Here is a 17336-nt window from a genome sequence, read left to right on the forward strand (position 1 = left end):
CATGAAAAAACAGTTTGTTTTGCCGACTGCTATTGCTTTGAGTTTGTCTCTTTGCGCATTTAGCACCCATGCCGCGAAGTTGCCGAAGCCGCTTTCCAGTGATAATCGCGTAAAACAAGTGCCGTACGATCCCAACCAGGTTTATGAGTTGGTGGGCACTTATGGCTACCAGACTTCCATCGAGTTTGAAGCTGATGAAATGGTGAAGGTCGTGGCCCTGGGCGACACCATCGCCTGGCAGAGCATGCCATTTCGCAACCGTGTGTTTCTCAAGCCGGTAGAAGACAACGCCGACACCAACATGACGGTGATCACCTCCAAGCGTACCTACTACTTCCAGCTGAACAGCACCAAGGTCAAGTCGGGCCAGTCGTACCTGGTGCGATTCGTTTACCCGAACGCTCGCATCACCTCGTACAACCCCGAGGGGGAAACCCCTGCTGGCAGTACCCCGGTCACCAGCTCGGGCACTCCGGCATCGCCGAACATCAATTACGGCTACTCGGGGGACAAGGAAGCCATCGGCGTGCAGGGTGTGATGGACGACGGTCAGTTCACCAAGTTCCTGATCAAGAAAGGCGCCGATCTGCCGCAGTTCTACCGCGTACTGCCGGATGGTACCGAGGCGATGGTCGATGCTCGCCGTGAAGGTGAGTACATGGTCGTCAAGCGCCTGGCCAGCATGTTCGTCTTGCGCAGTGGTAATGCCTACGTCTGCGTTGAAAACCTGGCCAATCCCTACAAGCGCACCGTAACCCGTGGTGCCCGTGACGGCGGGGGGGCATAAAGATGGCCACCGAACCTACTCAACCTCAAGAAAAGACCCGTGACGAAGAGATCCGCGAGTGGAACGAGTCCAACTCGATGCTCAAGGGCAAGGCAGGCAACAGCAAGCGCAGTGGTATTGCCATTGCGGTAGCCGCAGTGGTCGCCTGTGGCTTCGCGTACATGGTTACCCATGGCGATGACGAAACCGAGAATAAAGACACGCTGAAAAAAGAAGAACTGGTCGCGGCCAGCCCGCGCAAAGTGATGGATCCGCCACCTCGTCGGGAGGCTGCGAAGGTCGCGCCGGTGAGCAATGAGCCGGGCGCGCCGGCAGATACGCCACGTTCGGTCGTTGACCGGCAGCAGCAAGGCGCCGTGAGCGATGAAGAACGACGCCGGCAGCAGCTGGAAATGCAGGCCCAACTGGAGCGGGAGAAAATGCTCGCGGCACGGCAGCGCTCGGCCATTTTCGCGACGGCCAAGGACGAAGGTTTTGACCAAGGGGCAGGGCAGGGCGCCGATGGCCAGCAGGCCAACGGTGGCTCTCTACTGGGTGGCGGTGGTCGTTCTTCACAAGGCCCGATGAATGCAAACGATGCTTTCGCCGCGTCTACCTACAGCGATAGCGTGCCGTTCACCGAAGCCCGTGTGATGGAGAACCTGGGATACAAAGTGCTGCAGGGGGCTGTCATCGAGGCAACCCTGCAGCCCCGCGCTCAAAGCCAACTGCCTGGTCAAATCTGCGCGTCGATTGCACAGGATGTATACGCCGCCGAAGGGCGCCGGGTAATGCTCCCGTGGGGTTCCTTGGTGTGTGGGAGCTACAACGCCAGCTTGAAGCCGGGCCAAGAGCGCTTGTTTACCATCTGGAACTTTGTGCGAATCCCGCGCCTGGACGGGCGCCCTCCGATGGAAATCCCGCTCAACAGTGCCGGTACCGACCAGTTGGGTACCGCTGGCCAGGGTGGCGTGGTCGACAACCACTGGGCGCAGATTTTCGGTGTCGCGGCTGCGGTATCGATCATCGGCGCCGGTGCCTCGAACAGCGGTGTTTCGTCGAGCGATCAGGAGAATTCCTCGTCCCGCTACCGCAGCGAAGTACAGGAAGCCGCCGCCGATTCGGCACAGACCATTTTGGGCCGCTACGCCAACATTCAGCCGACCGTGACTGTCCCGCATGGCTCGCGTGTCGTGATTTATCTGCAGCGCGACCTGGACTTTACCAAGGCATTCGCCAAGCAGGCCGAACGCGCCGAAAGCGGCGGCGTTACCTTCATCAACTGAGGACCGGATATGTCTGAGATTGCATCCTTTCGCACAAAACTGGGTCCGCTTGCTGGCATGTTGGATGACCCGGAAGTGACAGAGATCGCTATCAACGGTCCAGACAACGTATGGGCCGGCTACCGCAGTAGCCGGTTCATGCGTCCGGTTCCGGTTCAAGGTGTAACGCTTCCCCTGATCAAATCGCTGGCCAGCCTGATTGCCGCCCACACTGACCAGGAAGTGAGCGCCTACACGCCAATCCTGTCGGGGCGTATCCCAATCAATCTGGACGACAACGTGCCGGACAACGAGCGGGGCGACTACCGCGTCCAGATCGTCCTGGCCCCGGCTGTTGAGCAGCACATCGGCGGTATCGTCTGTATCCGTAAACCAGGGCGGAAGCAAATCACTCTCGATCAATACGAGGCTTCCGGTGCTTTCGACTTCATCAACCAGCCACGTGATCATGGCCAGTACAGCGATGATCACCTGGTTGAACTGTATCGGGCCAAGCGCTGGAAAGAGTTCTTCAAGGGCATCGTCAAGGCGCGCAAGAACATCATGGTTTCTGCCGGTACCAATGCCGGCAAAACCACTTTCCTCAACGAGTTGCTGCAGCATGTGGACGGCAACAATGGCGAGCGAGTAATCACCATTGAGGACACCCGCGAACTGCGCCCAGCGGGCGGGAACGTGGTGAACCTGATCTATTCGCGAGGTGGCCAGGGCAAGGCCCGTGTTACGCCATTCGATCACCTGGAATCGATTCTTCGCCTGACCCCAGACCGGGCAATTATGGGCGAGCTGCGTGGCGGCGAGGCGTTCCCCTTCCTTGAACTGATGAACACCGGTCACAGCGGCACGATGAGTTCTATCCACGCCGACTCGCCGGATCTCATGTTCGACCGCCTGGCATCAATGGCATCGCGTGGCGGTGCTGACATGAGCAAAAACCAGCTGATCGAGTTCTCCCGGCATCTGATCGATGTCGTTATCCAGTGGGAATACGGCTTCGATGGCCGACGCATCATCACGGAGGTTCACTATGCGAAAGCTGCCTAAGTTCACCCTGGCGCTGCTGGCCAGTGTCTGCGCGTCTGCCATGGTTCATGCCGAAGATGCACAGCCGACCCGGTTTTCCGAACTTGCCGCCAAGTGCGCGCCGACCGTTCACCCGTCCACGCTCAAGGCGTTGATCGGCAACGAGTCTACCTTCAACCCTTACGCAATCGGCGTGGTTGGCACTCACCTGCAGCGGCAACCGCAGTCCTTGAGCGAAGCCATCGCCACTGCCGAGCAGTTGGAACGGGACGGCAAGCGTTATGCCATGGGCCTTGGCCAGTTGCTAGTCACCAACATGCGTGCACGCGGGCTGAGCTATCAGGATGTGTTCGAGCCATGCCGCAACTTGCAGGCCATCAGCAACTTGCTGGTGGAGTATTACAAGCAGGCGCTTACGACCAGTAGCGACAAGCAAGAGGCGCTGTTGAAGGCCTTTTCGATGTACTACAGCGGCAACGAGCTGCGTGGCTTCCGCCCGGATCGACCTGGCGAAATGTCTTACGTCGAGAAAGTGGTTCACCGCGCCCTGAACCCCACTGCTGAGGATCCGATTGTGCCGGCTGTAGAGGGTGCAGAAGGCGCTGAGCCGATTTCCGTGGTTGCAGCTAGCGCCCCTGCCCGAAAAGCGCCGCAGCGCGCTCGTAGGGCCTCTGAACAGCAGGAAGGTCCATGGCTGACCTTCACTGACGACAATGGTCAAGCCGTTGCTGCCGCGAAGACTGAGACGGCCAGCAAGCCGCAGATCCAAGTCCACCTCAACACCGATGCCGAGGCTGATATTCCGAAGCGGGAATTCAAGCGCTTCGATCAACCTGCGCCACAACACTTTGAACAAGCCGAGGCGCAGCCTGTTGCCGAACAGCAGCAAGCCACCCCGTCATTTGTCCAGATCATCAATTGATTTCTCGCACGCGAGAAAAGGAGTTCGTATGCGCACCCCAATCATGACTTTCCTCGCTGCGCTGGCATTTGCCGGTACCGTGCAGGCGAATGAATTGCCGCAGCCACCAACTAATTACGACTACGGCTCTAAAAGCGATTCAGAAGCTTGTGGGGCCACCCTGTGTCTGCTGGGCATGATCCGCGACGGTGATTGTGACAAGTACGTCACCAAGTACTTCAGCATCATTCGAACGAAAAAAGGAAAATTCAGCCCGTCCAGAACTGCCGAGGCTCGGGGTGACTTTGTTGCCCAATGTGCTGAGGACCAGGACCGTGCTAAAGCGGCCAATGACAAATGGGGGACCGTACAACGTGGCTTCTAAGTTCACTGCAGTAAGGTCCCTTTCCTTGGCCGTAGCGATGGTGGCCAGCTCCCTGGTTTGGGCTGACCAAGCGCCTGCTTCGTCGGAGCCTGTAGCCGCACCGGTACTGGTCGATGGCGCGCGCCGCATTGAAGTCGGCTTCTCGCCGGAAGGCTCGGCACAGGACCTGGTACTGCGCACCATAGGCGCGGCGAAAAGCTCGATTCGCCTTTCGGCGTACATGCTGACCAGCCCCGATGTGACCAAGGCCTTGATCTCGGCCAAACAGCGCGGTGTCGATGTGGCGGTGGTGGCTGACCATCAAGGCAATCTGCAAGGCGGCGCTGCCCGCGCTGGCCAACATGCGCTGACATTGCTGGCCCGTGCCGGCATCCCAACCCGTACGGTGAAGGCCTACGCGATCCACCATGACAAGTTCATGGTGATTGACGGCAAGGCAGTTGAAACCGGCAGCTACAACTACACCGCTGCAGCTGCCAGAAACAATAGTGAGAACGCATTGGTCGTCTGGAACGACGCCGATCTCGCTGAGCAGTACCTGAACCACTGGCAGAGCCGGTGGGAGAAGGGCCAAGCATTCAAACCAAGCTACTGAGAGGGCACGCACATGGACAAGCAAACTGATCAGACCACCACTTACCAGCTGTTCCAAAAGGGCAGGGAACCGGAAACGTTCACCGACGCAAAGCTGGCGGGCGCAGCCTGGTTCAAGGCCGAGCTGTCCGACAAATCCGTGATGACTGTTCAACAGGGCGGGCAAGCCGCCCGTGTCTTTGCGCAGGTTGGCAAGGAGGGCACGCAGTATTACAAGGATCTGCCCTTCGACAATATGCCAGGCGCTGCAGACTTCAAAGCCTCGTTCAAGGATGCGCTGGAGCTGCGCAAGGCTGAGCAATCCGGCGCGGCCTCTGGTAAACCCGGTGAAGCGATGGCAATTTCCAAGCCAATGGATATGCCGGCCATCAAGGCAGCTGAGCAGGGTAAGACCTACGACGGCAAGATAGTCGCCTTCCACAACAACCAGGTGATTCAGGCCGTCACTGACGGACAGAAGACTATCCATATTGCCCATGAGCGAGCGGCCTTGAGCAGTGCCAAGGCTGGGTTGTTGCACCAGGGCAAGGATCTGTCGATTCGTTACCCCTTCTCGGGCGTTGGCATCGTGCAAGAACGCCAGCTGCAGCACGAACTAAAAACCCCCTCACATCAACCGAAAGGCTACGGCGGCAAAGGTTTTTGAGTAGTAGCTGAAAAAGGAGAAAGGAGCCGGTAGGCTCCTTTCTTTTTGCCCGATATTCGATATGACTCATGACGAAATCGATCAGCTGCTGTGGCCATTCGAGCCGCTATTCGGTCGCTGGTCGGACGCACAGATCGCCACTGCAGCGGGTGTTAGCATCCACGCGGTGGCAGGCCGGCGCAGACGCCTTGGCATTGGGAGCCATCTGCAGGCCTATGATTCCATCTTGGGTCTGTTCACGGATGAGCATGTGGCCCAGCTGGCAGGGGTGGCCAAGCAAACGATAACGGTCAGGCGGTCATCCCTGGGCATTCCGTCGCACCGTGACCAGCAGACCAATCCGCTCGAAGTGTTCGATCCCCTGCTAGGGGTGTTGAGCGATGCCGCGATTGCTCAACTCGCCGGCAGAAGTCCGAGTGCAGTTCTCAAGCGCCGGCGTAAACTTGGAATCACCACGTACCGTCCACGATCCGATACCCCGCAACTGAAAACCCCGCACAAGGCGGGGCATAGTGGGAAGCTGGCCAGCACTACCAAAGGCGTTTGACTCACATCCTGGGATGCCCGCTGCTCGGGCCTTCCAAGTGAGTACGTTGCTTGCGCTCCAGCGCCTGGCCGTCCGCAACATTCCGCGGTTGAATCGACTCCCTACGCTGCCGCTCGCGTTCTTGCTGTAGCGACAACGCCGTGGTTTTGTCGTAGCGCTTGGCGATTGCTGCCGGCAGATCTTTGATGGAGTCCGCATAGACGCGGGCTTCATGCCGTGCCCGGCTGATGGCCACATACCAAAGGTTCTGCGAGGTGGTGCGGCTCTTGGTGTTGAGCGAGATCATGACGCGATCATTGGTCAGACCCTGAGCGCTGTGGACGGTCGCGGAATAGGCATGTTCCAGGTGCAACGGCTTGTTGGTCGGCAAGCTCACGGTGCGTTCGGGCTGGCCGTTGATCTCCTTGAGCGAAGCCAGCTGCACCACGCCGCCCTCGATGCTGACTACGCGCATGCGGTCGCCGTTGGTGAGGTCGAGCTTGGGATCCTGGCGGTTGATGCGAATGAGGTCACCCACAGACAGCTCGGGTTTCTCCAGCTTGTAGACACTGAGCTTGGTGGCCTGTCTCGGGTTGAACTCGTAGCGGTTGCCGCTACGATCCTTGACCACAAGCACATTACCGGGCAGCGCCTGGTCAACTACATACAACTCGCCTCGTACCAGGCCAGCCCGCTTATAGTCCTTTTCCGGCTGAATGATCATGCCCTGCTTGTAGCTGGGGGCGTACCGCCGTTCTGCATCAGTGGAATCGACCCGGTTCAACGTTTCGAACTGTTTACCCTTCCCCAGCAGCCCGAGTGCCTGGCGGGCCATCTGGTTGATTTCCTTCCGGTCCTTGTTGGTGCCGGCAACGATCAACACCTCTTTGCGTTGGTCGGGGGTTAGTGCCATGTAGTCGCGGACAATGGCCTGGTGCCGCTCAGTGGCAGTTCGCAATTCTTCAACGTGTTTCAGGTGATCCAGGGACTTGGTGGGCTTCCCCTCGGCCGCATGCTGCACTGCCAGTTTCAACTCGGGATCCTTCTGCCGCTGGATCTCCTTGATACGTGCGGTCTGCATGCCGTTTTGCTGCAGCTGAGCAAATGGCTTGCCTGCCTCGATGGCCTCGGTTTGCTTGGTGTCACCCAGCTGGATCAAGCGGGCGCCGGATTGCTCGATCTCCCGCATCAGCCGTTCCATCTGGCGGGCGCCCACCACGCCGGCCTCATCGAGAATAACGATGGTCTTGGCATCCAACCCCTTGTTCTTGGTGTGGAAGAAGCTGGCCAGCGTGTGCGCATCCAACCCTTCGTTCTTCAAGGCGGTGACCTGGTTGCCGTACGGAGCCAGGGCAACAACTCTGTACCCTGATCCCGGTTGGGAATCCCGGCTGGCCATCGCGGCGTTCACGGAATCGATCAGTTTGACGGCACGGTCTACCGAGTAGGTTTTGCCGGTACCCGCATCACCCTGGATGCCTACAAATCGATTGTTGGTGCTGACGATCACCTCAACGGCCTGGTATTGGCCAGCCGACAAGGTGGACCCTTCCAGCGCCTTGGCCACCTGTTCCTTGGTCATCAACGGGGTGACCTGGCCACGGCCTGTCCGCTCGATAGCCAGAATGGCTTTCTCGCGCTTCAAGGCCTTCTGCGTCGTATAGCGCTTTTCTGCAGGCTCTAGCGAGCCGCGCTTGATAGCCTTGTCCACATACTGACGGGCCTGTTTCTCACTCCAGCCTTTCAGCTCCTGCAGGTGTGCCCGCCAGCCAGCAGGCGACAGTACCGGCGAATCTAAGTCGCCGTTGGGCATGCGGTAGGTCGGCGGTGATTCGATCAGCGTCCCTTGCTTGACCAGGCGCTTGATTTCCTCGTTTACCTGATCAGGGGTAGCAAGGCCGACAGCACGTCGCAAGGCGACGGTGCGCAGGTCATTTTCCCCGACTACTTGCTCACGTTCGGTCAGGTGATTGATGGCGTACTGGACAACGGCCTGCCCTGGCGTGATGCCTTCGGGCAGGCTGTATTCTGCAGGGCTGCCCTTGCGAGGCGCGTATTCACGATTGTCCAGGTGGCTGCGAGCGCCAAAATCAATGCCCAGCTCGCGGGCTTTGGTTACCCAATATTCTTTGACCAGGTGGCGGTCGCGCTCGTCCTTGCGTGGCCGTGTGGCCATCGCAATGATCTGCTTTTCGAGCGGGGTGGCATCGGCGCGGGTTTTTCCGTCCTTGGCCAGCGCGTCTTCGATCACTTTGGAACGGCTGGAAAACGCCTCGATCTGGTCACGCGATATGTGGGCCAGCTCGAAGTTGCCCTGGTTATCCAGAACCCGGATCTCATATCCCAGCGCACGCAGTTCCTGGGCAAGGATGCCCTTGTACATGGCATCGACTTGCGGCTGGATTTTGTAGATATCGTCGTTGCGCAAAGCGCGCCATTTGCCATCCGACCGCCTGGTCATGTTCATGACCACGGCATGCGTGTGCATCTGCGGATCCTTGGCCCGGCTCATTTCATGACGAAACTTGCCTATCACCAGGTTGCCCGAGCGCTCGAGCATGGTTTTGCCGTTCACCTTCAATCGTGTTTGGGCCAGGCGCTCGACTTCCTCCATGCTCTTGGTCACTGCGCGGTCGTGCGCTGCCATCACATCCTTGTCGCCGGCGATCAGCGCCTGCATGGAGACGGACTTAGGCGCCGAGAACGTTAGGTCTAAGCCCATGCGACGGGAGCCTGTTTCCTTGTCGAAGGTCTTAGCCATTCGTTCGCCATTCGGGAGCTTGCCGTCGAACAGACGGGCCAGTTCCTTCTGGTCGATAGGCCCCTCCAAACCCAGCAACTCGGCCCCGATACCTTGCCACTCGCCGGGGGCTTCCTTGGCGTAGTAGTCATCGGCGTTGGAAAAGTAGCCCGCCGCCGCGTACTGGTTGTCACCCTTGATCAGCGTCACGTTGAACATCGCTTACCTCGTCAAGCTGCTTGGCCAATGACGATTGCCGGCGCCCGCTCTTTGTAATCGACGTAAGGCGTCTTGATCTTGGTAATGGGGAAGTCCTCGGCAAACTTGACGTAGGCTTCCAAGTCATTGAGGTTCGAGATCTCCGAATCCATCACGACCGGTTCAAGCTTGATTTCCTCGGCACGTGTCATCCGCCCTGCGGTCCACGACTTACGGAAGCGCTTGACCTCTTGGTTGCCCAAAATCTCCTTGGCCATATCGGCGTTCTTGGCGTTCGCCGCTGCCAAGATGACGTAGTTACGGAAGCAGGAAAGCAGGGTTTCGGCATCGTCGCGGCCATAGCTGGCGTTGAGCTGGGACCAGTCCTGCAGACTGCCGACCATGCGCAGGCCGTGTTTCCGCCCCTTGGTCGCTGCAGGAACAAAGCTTTCCAGCTTGCCCAGCGACTGCAGTTCATCGAGGAACAGCCAGAGACGCTTACCTGTCATCGGTTCAGAGCTGAGGATGGTTGCGCAGATGGTGTCGATCCAGGTGGCCACCAGCGGGCGCATGGTGTCGCGCATGTCTTCCCGCCAAGTGATAAACAGGTTGCCGGCGTCGGGATCATTCACCCAGCGATAGATGGAAAAGTCGCCTTTGCCCATGTAGCGCAAGGGCCGGATGTACTTGTTCATCATGAACTGGATGCTGGCGATGGCCTTTTCCGCGTTATCGCGGAAATAGCCTTCGGAGTCGGTATTTGCCAGGAAAGCTCGGATGGTGTCGCCGTCTTCACGAACCAGCAGGTTTACCAGCGTGTCCTGATTGGCGTTGTTTGTCTCCATCAGCTTGCGCATGGTGTCGGAAAGCACGTCTCTTGCGTACGCGCACCACTGCTCATCACTGGGGTCCACCTGCGGCGGAATGATCGACTTGGCCATCCGGTTGAAATCGTGGACGCCACGGATCTCGTTGAAGATCGTCCACCCTGCGGATCGAGCGTCGAACGGATTGAGGATGTAATCGCCCTTGAAACTGAACTTTGAATAAAACGTACCGTTCGGGTCGACCACTGCCATGCGGTCATTGCGTCGAAGTGCCGAGGCAATCATGCCTTCCATCGTCACGGACTTACCGGCGCCGATGGATGCACAGATCATTGTGTTGCGGTCTTCCAAGTGCAGAGGCATCGGCAGCTTGCCGATCATGATTGGCTCGGCCTTTTCCTGCCCTTTTTTGCGGCGTTCACGGTTGGTCTTGGCATTGCGGGCACTTACTTTCCGTTCCACGAAATGCCAGTTGCGGATCCGCGAGCCACGCAGCCATTGCTGGAAACGTTCACCTCGGAACCCGTCGTCGCAATATTCGTACAGGTAATAGCAGAGCCCGGCAGCCGCGACGGACGCAGCGATGGTCATGCCCAGCACCATAGGTTCCTGCCAGCCGTTGTGCAGAGTCTCTTTGAATGCTGCCGGGAATGGGGCCAGGGGCAGCTGGGCCAATTGTGTACCGGCCAGCCAGCCAGCGATCGGCAAACCAAAGCCCGCCGTCATGGCGGCTGAATCAACCTCTTGTTTGTGCATCAGTCCTCTCCTGATAGACGTTCAATGTCCTCGGCCAGGTCGGGCAAAAGTGCTGCGAGTGCATCCTCGCTGCTGACCAGGTGCTTGAGTTGAGCGCGCAGCTCATTGACCTTGCCCTGTGCCGTTCCTTGACGCAGCAGATAGACCACGATGGCCTGAATGGTTCTGCTCCGTGCCTGTTCCTGGGTGATGGTTTCGAGCAAGCCAAGGATCTGTTGCTGCTCGGCCCAGCTGTCCATATCCACCTGCCGGCCACCTTTGTCTGTGGCCAGCACCCGGTCGCGGATGTAGCTCGATAGGTGCTTATAGCCAGCGAGTGCTGCTGCTTCTTCAACCCTGGACAGCTGCTCGTCGTTGAATCGAATGGGTACTGTTTTGCCCACGTTGCTCCCTCAAATGCACCTTGAAAATTGGGGTTTGACATGCCCAAAGGTACCGCACATTCTCTGTAATGCAAATGTATCACGCAAAAACCTTGATTTATCTGCATTACAAGCATACTTTGTAATACAAACGTATCACATAGTAAATTCTGAAAAAACCGCTCAGGCCCAAGGCTGACGCGGCTTCCACCTCCCGCCAGGGAGGTGCGTGTTGTGTATTGAGATTTTGACCCTGTTAAGGGTCGAAATTGATGCTCTTGTTAAGGGCGTTTTTAGTGCCTAGGCCGAAGGCCGTAGCGAGCGGAGGACAAGGGTAGGCAGAAAGGGTGCTGTATGGCTGTAGATTGAGTGCAGAAGGGGTAAAACTTGACTACAGGTAGGGGGTGAGTAGGATACAGGGTAAATGCAATATAGGTGCAGGTAGGGTGCAAAATGGCAGGCAAGGATATTGAGAAGGCACTGATGGCGGTTGAGCCAGTGACCAAGGCAGCGAAAATACGCCAGGTCATGCCAGTGATCGAGAAGCAGCTGAGGGCAGGTGTACGACGCCAGGCGATTCTGGATGTGCTCAAGGAGCAAGGTATCGAGGTCAGCATGGATACGCTCAAGAGCTACCTGTACCGATACCGCAAGGCCCAACGTGGAAACCAGGCGAACACTGCAAGCCCTGCACCAGCGCCACAACATTTGGAACCAGCGCGGCAGGTCGAGCCGGAACAAGAAGGAGGTGTATCGTACGATACAGAACCGAGCCATGATGCGGACGAACGGCCACATTTGGGGCCGGCTGAGTTGAGCAGGCTCATGAATCCCGGGGACGATCAAAACGCCTCGGACTTGGATCGATATGAAAGCGCAGCGCGCAGCAGAAGGAAACGCACATGAGAACCGTCACCGTGAATTTCACCGGCAACTCCGGTAAAACCACACTCTCCGATAACCTGCTTTGGCCCCGTATCGGCGGTCTGCGGTTTGCAATTGAAACCATCAACGCCGGTGCGTCGGACACCGCAGCCGAAATTGAACGCCTCAAGGGCAAGCAGTTTGGCGAACTGTCCGAGGTACTGCTGACCGAGGACAAGGTTGTGGTCGACGTTGGCGCATCCAACGTTGAAGACTTCTTCAAGTTCATGGGCCAGTACGACGGCTCCCACGAAGATATCGATTACTTCCTGGTGCCGGCAGTACCGGAGAAAAAGCAGCAGGTCGATACCATCAACACCATCAAGACCCTGGCCGCGCTCGGCGTGCCGGCAAAAAAGATCCTGGTCGTCTTCAACAAGGTCCAGATCGATGATGCCGACGATATCCCGCAGACGTTCGCGGCGCTGTTCGGCTTCCACGAAGTCGAGAAGAAATTCACCCTCAAGCGCGATGCCGTGGTGTACGCGAACGAGATTTTCGAGCGCTTGCGCCCGCTGAAAATGAATGTCACGCAGGTACTGGAGGACTCCACGGACTATCGCGCCCAGTTGCGCGATGCCAAGGACGAAACCGAGAAGGATCACGCGCTTCGCATGATCTCCGCGCAGCGCCTGGCCAAGTCGGCATCGCGCAACCTTGATCAGGTGTATGCCTCGCTGTTCGGCAAGGGGAAGTGATCGATGGCCAAGGACCCGACGACGGCCCGCGAAGCGATGGTCGCGCAAATGATGGAAGACTTTGATGCCATCGTGCGGCGCCTGGAACAGGTCGACGCCGACCTGGCGGCGAAGACCTCCGAAGCCGTACGCGATGCAGCAGGCAAAGTCCTGCTGCAGACGCAGCTGAACTTCGAGTCGATGATGGAAGAACAGCGCAACGCACTGGTGCAGGCAGGACGCGAAGCGGCAGCGCGGATCGGGAATGAGATCAACCGCAGTGCGGCCAGCCTGGTGACAGCACAGGCTGAGCGCCGGGCGGTTGGGTACTCGGTAGCTCTGCTATCGATTGGTGCGGCGCTTGGCGCCGCCATCGTGTACGTCGCCTACTTAGTAGGTCGGTGAGGGGGCTTGCCCCCTTTTTTTGGTGTGTAACCTGTATCGTACGATACAGGTTACTATGTCTCTAACGTTCACACCCCCCTGACGCAGAGTGATCAGCAGGGGGATTCTCGCGTGCGAGAAATGGAGGCCGCATGTCCGCAACCCCTAGCCAGCTGCTCTATGACGAAATTGAGGGAGCCTACGATTGGTTCAATGATCGGTTGTACGGTGGCCAGCTGCCGGGCTGCATCTTCACCCTGCAGCGCAAGGCCAACACTTTCGGCTATTACTCGCCATCGCGCTTCCTGCGCCGGAATGGCTCGGGTAAGAGCGATGAAATCGCGCTGAACTGCGCCTACTTCGCGCATCGCAGCATCAAGCAAACACTGTCCACGCTGGTGCATGAACAGGCGCATCAGTGGCAGGATCGCTACGGGAAGAAGTCTCGCGGCGGGTACCACAACCGCGAGTGGGCCGACAAAATGGAGGCCATCGGGCTGATGCCTTCGCACACGGGTGAACCTGGCGGGCGCCGGTGCGGGCAGCAGATGACGCACTACATCATCGAGGGCGGCCCCTTCGATGTGGCATGCGATGAATTGCTCGCAACCGGCGCCATGATTTCCTGGATCGATATCGTCACCCAGCGGGTGCCAATGTCCGCAACGCAGTTGTACGGGCCAGGTGGGGAGCCTTTACCCCAGCCCGAAGATCCGACCATCGACTTACCGGCGCTGACTGTCGCGGGCCTGATTCAGCCGGCAACGCCGGCTGAGGATCCGAAGAACAAGCGCAAGTACACCTGCCCCAGCTGCAAGTTGAACGTGTGGGGCAAGCCAGGCCTGAGCGGGCGGTTGCTCTGTGTGGACTGCGACGTACGTTTCCTTGAGGCCGGCGAGCTGGTGGAAGTGCCGCACGACCCTGATGCCCAGCCGGGCGGGGACGACTGAGAACCGAAGGGCGTCAGTTGCCCCCGCCTGGCCGCTGCCGGCAAGGCGACTTGTTGCGAGGGAGGCCCTAACGTATATATGTGTTAGGGCTTCGATCCAGCAGGAGATCACATCCCATGTACATACCGTCACGCGACGACTTGCTGCAGTTGTATGAGAACGACGTTAAATCGGCGTACGCGGGGATGTAAGCCGGAACCCCAGAAATTTCCGTCACCCTAGTTGGGTGGGCTCAACACTCGTGTCACCAGCTACCTTCTGGAGAATCGAGCTCGGCCATCCCTCCCTGGACGGGCATCGCTCGACGATGTTCAACGGCTCCCTCACGGGGCCGTCGTTTTGTGGGGGCTATTCCATCCACAAGTCGTCGAGGTTCTTGAAGTTCCAGAGCGTCGGGTCTTCGGGGCCAGTGATACTGTCCTTGCAACTCGTGGCCGCCAGGTCGATGGTCTGCATCGGGATCGGCTCTCTCGAGCGTAGCGAGAAGAACACGCGAACCTTGGGAGTCAGCAGTGATTCCATTCCCGGCTCAACGACAACGGCCAGACGCTGAGAGGACAGGCGAACCAAGGAGCCGACGGGGTAGATGCCCACGGCCTTGACGAAGGCGTGGAAGATGCGTTTGTCGAAATGGCCCTCCCACTTGGCCATCTGCCGCATCGCCGCGGACGGGTCCCACGGCTTTTTGTAGGCTCGCTCCGACGTCACGGCATCATAGACGTCGCAGATTGCGCCCATGCGGGCCAGGAGTGAAATGGCGTCACCGGCCAAGCGATCCGGGTAGCCGGTTCCGTCGATCTTCTCGTGATGGTGCAGGGCAATGTCCACCACCCCGGGCTCGGCCCCGCCTGCGCGCAGCATCTTTGCGCCCTCCACAGGGTGGCGCTTCATGATGGCGAACTCGGCATCGGTGAGCTTGGGGTCGTTTGCGGGAGAGGGCGAAATCCTACGCTAAGGCTTTGGCCAACGATATTCTCCGGTAAGATTGATGTGTTCCCAGGGGATAGGAGAAGTCGCTTGATATCTAGTATGACGTCTGTCGCACCTGCTTGATCGCGGCCGCGATAGCTAGATCGCGTTGCTCCTCTTCTCCATCCGCGTTCCAAGCTGCGGAAAGGCACCCATAAGCGTACGCCTGGTCGAGCAGGCGACGCGGATCGACGTCCAGCGCACGAGAGAATGCGTCCGCCATCTGTGCAATGCGTCTAGGATCGAGACAAAGGTCGTCTCTGTCAGCCGGATCGTAGAACATATTGGCGGCGCCAAAGCCCACTTCACCGACCAGACCGACGGGATCTATCACCAGCCAGCCGCGACTGGAGAACATGATGTTTTCATGATGCAGATCGCCATGTAGCCCACGCAGTTCCGAGGCATTGCTCATCATTTGATCGGCTATAATCGCCGCGTGGACGTAGTCAGTTTGACAACCTGCGTTTTGATCATCGCGCGCCCGCTGAAACAAAGCTGCAAAGCGATCCCGGATCGGGAGAAGGGCAGAAGGCAGGGGTTCCTCAGATGCGGCATACAGCTTCGCCATTAGTTCCGCTGCAATTTCGGTCGCCTGGTAGTCGCCGTGCTCGGCAACGATGTGAGAGAGCATTCGCTCCCCGGCATATTCGAGCAACATCAGATTGTTCTCACGACCGAGCAACCGGACTGCTCCCCTCCCATTGCGCCATACCAGATAGTCGGCCCCGCGCAGTTCATCAGCAATGTCTTCTATAGGTTTCAATCCCTTGACGATTGCAGGAGTCCCGTCTGGCAATGAAACTTTCCAAACGAGGCTGGAAAAGGTGTCCGCAATGAGAACAGGTTGCGAAACGTGCCAATGAGCAGGAAAAACAGGCGGCATGAACATCAACCCCAAGTCAGAGGGTCCAATCGCAGATAGAAGGCAAGGCGTTCGCGGTCGGGGGCTTCGATCCCCAATACATTGAATAGGACAGCGAAGGCGCGCTCTGCTTCATCTGGCGCTGCCCAGTTCTCTTCGGCGTTAGCAATCATGAGTGCCAAATCGGCATAGCGATCTGCTGTTCCGAGCCGCCCAAGGTCGATCAGACCCGTGCATTGAAGAGTTTTAGGGTCCACCATGAAGTTCGGCATGCAGGGATCACCATGGCAAACAACCATATCGGTGCGCTCTTGGTCGAGCCGCACCGGTAGCTCTCGTTCGACACGAGCCAAAAGATCGAGCTGCGGCGTACTCTTGTCCTCGTCCGGTAAGAAGTCGGGATTGACGGCATTGCGGGACACCACATCAACGGCGCGTCCGAACATTCGCGACAGCCTGCGCTCAAACGGACATTGATCAACCGATAGGCTGTGAACAGCGCCAAGTTGCTGCCCCATTGACGGCCACGCTTTGAGCAAATCCGCTCCAGACAGATCAGCCGCCGGTACTCCCGGAATTGCCGTTATCACCAAGCATGCACCCTCCTGTTCCTCCTGCCAGTTGATCACCTCGGGGCAAGCCACACCTCGACCTTTGAGCCAAATGAGGCGGTCACGCTCTCCAGCGAGCTCACCGCGGCGGGAAGCAGGTGCGATTTTCGCGAAGGCATGCCCGTCACCACGTCGAAAAACAAAATCACCAGATTCTCCGCCTCTGACAGGCAACCAGTCAGAATGCGATTCACCAAAAAAAATATTAGTTCGATTCAATGGAGGTTCCTTCAGTTTTCTGATGAAGCGCGGAGGTGGCTCAACCTGCGAAAAGAAACGAGTTGCTACGTAAGTCCGAGAACATGCTTTCCATGGTCTCTGAGCTCGCCTTTGGGACCGACATATCGGTAGAGAGTGACGCGCTCGATGCCGAGTTCCTTGCAGAGATCGGAAACTGAAGTATCGCGCTGGGCCATGGCGGCTTGCGCGAGACGCACCTGAGCTTTGGTGAGCGCGAATTTTCGTCCGCCCTTGCGACCGCGCGCTCTCGCGGAGGCGAGACCCGCCATGGTGCGCTCTCGGATCAGATCCCGCTCGAACTCGGCCAAGGTGGCGAAGATTCCGAACACCATGCGACCGGACGCAGTCGTGGTGTCGATCTGAGCGCCCTTTCCAGTCAGAACCCGCAGGCCGATCTTGCGGTCTGACAGCTCCTTCACCGTGTTGACCAGATGGGCAAGCGATCGTCCGAGGCGATCGAGCTTCCAGACCACCAGCACATCGCCGTCACGCAATGACTTGAGGCAGGCAGTCAAGCCAGGGCGATCATCACGACCGCCGGAAGCAAGATCATCATAGATATTGTCCCGTTCGACACCTGCGGCGCGCAAGGCGTCGTGCTGCAGGTCGAGAGACTGCGAGCCATCGGCTTTGGAGACGCGGGCATATCCGATCAGCATGTATCACAAACGTTGGTTTGAGGCGGCGCTTCGGCCACGATTGCATT

Annotated in this window: 19 protein-coding genes; 12 read left to right on the forward strand and 7 right to left on the reverse strand. The window is 58.4% G+C overall.

Annotation, left to right across the window (positions count from 1 at the left end; genetic code table 11):
* Window position 1 precedes the first annotated feature (1 nt).
* The 8 genes from QMX96_RS16410 to QMX96_RS16445 all read left to right on the forward strand — a co-directional run bounded on the left by QMX96_RS16410 (window position 2) and on the right by QMX96_RS16445 (window position 6148).
* A complete protein-coding gene (locus QMX96_RS16410) occupies window positions 2-787 on the forward strand; it encodes a TrbG/VirB9 family P-type conjugative transfer protein (protein ID WP_028691938.1) in 786 nt (261 codons plus the stop codon).
* Between the two features lie 2 nt (window positions 788-789).
* Entirely contained in the window at window positions 790-2052 is a 1263-nt protein-coding gene (locus QMX96_RS16415) for a TrbI/VirB10 family protein (protein ID WP_028691939.1), read from the forward strand.
* A 9-nt stretch (window positions 2053-2061) separates the two neighbouring features.
* Window positions 2062-3096 carry a P-type DNA transfer ATPase VirB11 gene (gene virB11 / locus QMX96_RS16420; RefSeq protein ID WP_028691940.1) on the forward strand — a complete coding sequence of 345 codons (1035 nt, stop codon included), beginning with the start codon at window positions 2062-2064 and terminating at the stop codon, window positions 3094-3096.
* Window positions 3080-3997 carry a lytic transglycosylase domain-containing protein gene (locus tag QMX96_RS16425; protein WP_042857704.1) on the forward strand — a complete coding sequence of 306 codons (918 nt, stop codon included), beginning with the start codon at window positions 3080-3082 and terminating at the stop codon, window positions 3995-3997. Before virB11 ends, QMX96_RS16425 begins: the two co-directional genes overlap by 17 nt.
* 28 nt (window positions 3998-4025) lie before the next feature.
* Window positions 4026-4361 (forward strand): TrbM/KikA/MpfK family conjugal transfer protein, encoded by a 336-nt coding sequence (locus tag QMX96_RS16430; protein ID WP_028691942.1) that lies wholly within the window; start codon window positions 4026-4028, stop codon window positions 4359-4361.
* 25 nt (window positions 4362-4386) lie between these two features.
* Window positions 4387-4956, forward strand: a complete 570-nt coding sequence (locus tag QMX96_RS16435; protein WP_223625421.1) for a phospholipase D family protein — start codon at window positions 4387-4389, stop codon at window positions 4954-4956.
* Window positions 4957-4968: 12 nt separating this feature from the next.
* On the forward strand, window positions 4969-5601 hold the full coding sequence (locus tag QMX96_RS16440) for a hypothetical protein (RefSeq protein WP_042857702.1): 633 nt from the start codon (window positions 4969-4971) through the stop codon (window positions 5599-5601).
* Between the two features lie 61 nt (window positions 5602-5662).
* Window positions 5663-6148: a hypothetical protein gene (locus QMX96_RS16445; protein WP_042857701.1), complete on the forward strand. Its 486-nt coding sequence runs from the start codon at window positions 5663-5665 to the stop codon at window positions 6146-6148.
* Window position 6149: 1 nt separating this feature from the next.
* Here QMX96_RS16445 and mobF read toward each other — a convergent pair whose 3' ends face one another.
* From mobF to QMX96_RS16460, 3 genes are read right to left on the reverse strand one after another with little or no spacing between them, the layout of a single operon-like run.
* Window positions 6150-9086 (reverse strand): MobF family relaxase, encoded by a 2937-nt coding sequence (gene mobF / locus QMX96_RS16450; RefSeq protein ID WP_042857700.1) that lies wholly within the window; start codon window positions 9084-9086, stop codon window positions 6150-6152.
* Between the two features lie 11 nt (window positions 9087-9097).
* A complete protein-coding gene (locus QMX96_RS16455) occupies window positions 9098-10648 on the reverse strand; it encodes a type IV secretion system DNA-binding domain-containing protein (RefSeq protein WP_042857739.1) in 1551 nt (516 codons plus the stop codon).
* On the reverse strand, window positions 10648-11031 hold the full coding sequence (locus QMX96_RS16460; protein WP_042857934.1) for a hypothetical protein: 384 nt from the start codon (window positions 11029-11031) through the stop codon (window positions 10648-10650). The genes QMX96_RS16455 and QMX96_RS16460 overlap by 1 nt, the downstream gene beginning before the upstream one ends.
* A gap of 432 nt (window positions 11032-11463) precedes the next feature.
* On the opposite strand from QMX96_RS16460, the gene QMX96_RS16465 reads away from it, so the two are divergent.
* From QMX96_RS16465 to QMX96_RS16480, 4 genes are all read left to right on the forward strand, one after another.
* Window positions 11464-11916 (forward strand): hypothetical protein, encoded by a 453-nt coding sequence (locus tag QMX96_RS16465; RefSeq protein ID WP_042857936.1) that lies wholly within the window; start codon window positions 11464-11466, stop codon window positions 11914-11916.
* Window positions 11913-12632 (forward strand): StbB family protein, encoded by a 720-nt coding sequence (stbB, locus tag QMX96_RS16470; protein ID WP_028691950.1) that lies wholly within the window; start codon window positions 11913-11915, stop codon window positions 12630-12632. Before QMX96_RS16465 ends, stbB begins: the two co-directional genes overlap by 4 nt.
* Window positions 12633-12635: 3 nt before the next feature.
* On the forward strand, window positions 12636-13016 hold the full coding sequence (locus QMX96_RS16475; protein ID WP_028691951.1) for a hypothetical protein: 381 nt from the start codon (window positions 12636-12638) through the stop codon (window positions 13014-13016).
* A 131-nt stretch (window positions 13017-13147) separates the two neighbouring features.
* Window positions 13148-13945, forward strand: coding sequence for a SprT-like domain-containing protein (locus QMX96_RS16480; protein ID WP_042857939.1), 798 nt, complete (start codon window positions 13148-13150; stop codon window positions 13943-13945).
* A 348-nt stretch (window positions 13946-14293) separates the two neighbouring features.
* Here the strand turns inward: QMX96_RS16480 and QMX96_RS16485 are convergent, their stop codons facing one another.
* The 4 genes from QMX96_RS16485 to QMX96_RS16500 form a co-directional block, all read right to left on the reverse strand.
* Window positions 14294-14890 (reverse strand): HD domain-containing phosphohydrolase, encoded by a 597-nt coding sequence (locus QMX96_RS16485; RefSeq protein WP_275428119.1) that lies wholly within the window; start codon window positions 14888-14890, stop codon window positions 14294-14296.
* A gap of 79 nt (window positions 14891-14969) precedes the next feature.
* Window positions 14970-15806 (reverse strand): aminoglycoside O-phosphotransferase APH(6)-Id, encoded by an 837-nt coding sequence (locus tag QMX96_RS16490; RefSeq protein ID WP_000480968.1) that lies wholly within the window; start codon window positions 15804-15806, stop codon window positions 14970-14972.
* Window positions 15806-16609: an aminoglycoside O-phosphotransferase APH(3'')-Ib gene (aph(3'')-Ib, locus tag QMX96_RS16495; protein WP_001082319.1), complete on the reverse strand. Its 804-nt coding sequence runs from the start codon at window positions 16607-16609 to the stop codon at window positions 15806-15808. The genes QMX96_RS16490 and aph(3'')-Ib overlap by 1 nt, the downstream gene beginning before the upstream one ends.
* A 65-nt stretch (window positions 16610-16674) precedes the next feature.
* Window positions 16675-17289, reverse strand: coding sequence for a recombinase family protein (locus tag QMX96_RS16500; protein ID WP_000904906.1), 615 nt, complete (start codon window positions 17287-17289; stop codon window positions 16675-16677).
* Between the last annotated feature and the right edge of the window lie 47 nt (window positions 17290-17336).

It is taken from the genome of Pseudomonas sp. PS01300 (genome assembly GCF_029960155.1).
GTDB classification, from domain to species: domain Bacteria; phylum Pseudomonadota; class Gammaproteobacteria; order Pseudomonadales; family Pseudomonadaceae; genus Aquipseudomonas; species Aquipseudomonas palmensis.

Coding starts and splice junctions, on each gene's coding strand:
- QMX96_RS16410 (WP_028691938.1), top strand. CDS start 2: ATGAAAAAACAGTTTGTTTTGCCGACTGCTATTGCTTTGAGTTTGTCT.
- QMX96_RS16415 (WP_028691939.1), top strand. CDS start 790: ATGGCCACCGAACCTACTCAACCTCAAGAAAAGACCCGTGACGAAGAG.
- virB11 (WP_028691940.1), top strand. CDS start 2,062: ATGTCTGAGATTGCATCCTTTCGCACAAAACTGGGTCCGCTTGCTGGC.
- QMX96_RS16425 (WP_042857704.1), top strand. CDS start 3,080: ATGCGAAAGCTGCCTAAGTTCACCCTGGCGCTGCTGGCCAGTGTCTGC.
- QMX96_RS16430 (WP_028691942.1), top strand. CDS start 4,026: ATGCGCACCCCAATCATGACTTTCCTCGCTGCGCTGGCATTTGCCGGT.
- QMX96_RS16440 (WP_042857702.1), top strand. CDS start 4,969: ATGGACAAGCAAACTGATCAGACCACCACTTACCAGCTGTTCCAAAAG.
- QMX96_RS16445 (WP_042857701.1), top strand. CDS start 5,663: ATGACTCATGACGAAATCGATCAGCTGCTGTGGCCATTCGAGCCGCTA.
- mobF (WP_042857700.1), bottom strand. CDS start 9,086: ATGTTCAACGTGACGCTGATCAAGGGTGACAACCAGTACGCGGCGGCG.
- QMX96_RS16455 (WP_042857739.1), bottom strand. CDS start 10,648: ATGCACAAACAAGAGGTTGATTCAGCCGCCATGACGGCGGGCTTTGGT.
- QMX96_RS16465 (WP_042857936.1), top strand. CDS start 11,464: ATGGCAGGCAAGGATATTGAGAAGGCACTGATGGCGGTTGAGCCAGTG.
- stbB (WP_028691950.1), top strand. CDS start 11,913: ATGAGAACCGTCACCGTGAATTTCACCGGCAACTCCGGTAAAACCACA.
- QMX96_RS16475 (WP_028691951.1), top strand. CDS start 12,636: ATGGCCAAGGACCCGACGACGGCCCGCGAAGCGATGGTCGCGCAAATG.
- QMX96_RS16480 (WP_042857939.1), top strand. CDS start 13,148: ATGTCCGCAACCCCTAGCCAGCTGCTCTATGACGAAATTGAGGGAGCC.
- QMX96_RS16490 (WP_000480968.1), bottom strand. CDS start 15,806: ATGTTCATGCCGCCTGTTTTTCCTGCTCATTGGCACGTTTCGCAACCT.
- QMX96_RS16500 (WP_000904906.1), bottom strand. CDS start 17,289: ATGCTGATCGGATATGCCCGCGTCTCCAAAGCCGATGGCTCGCAGTCT.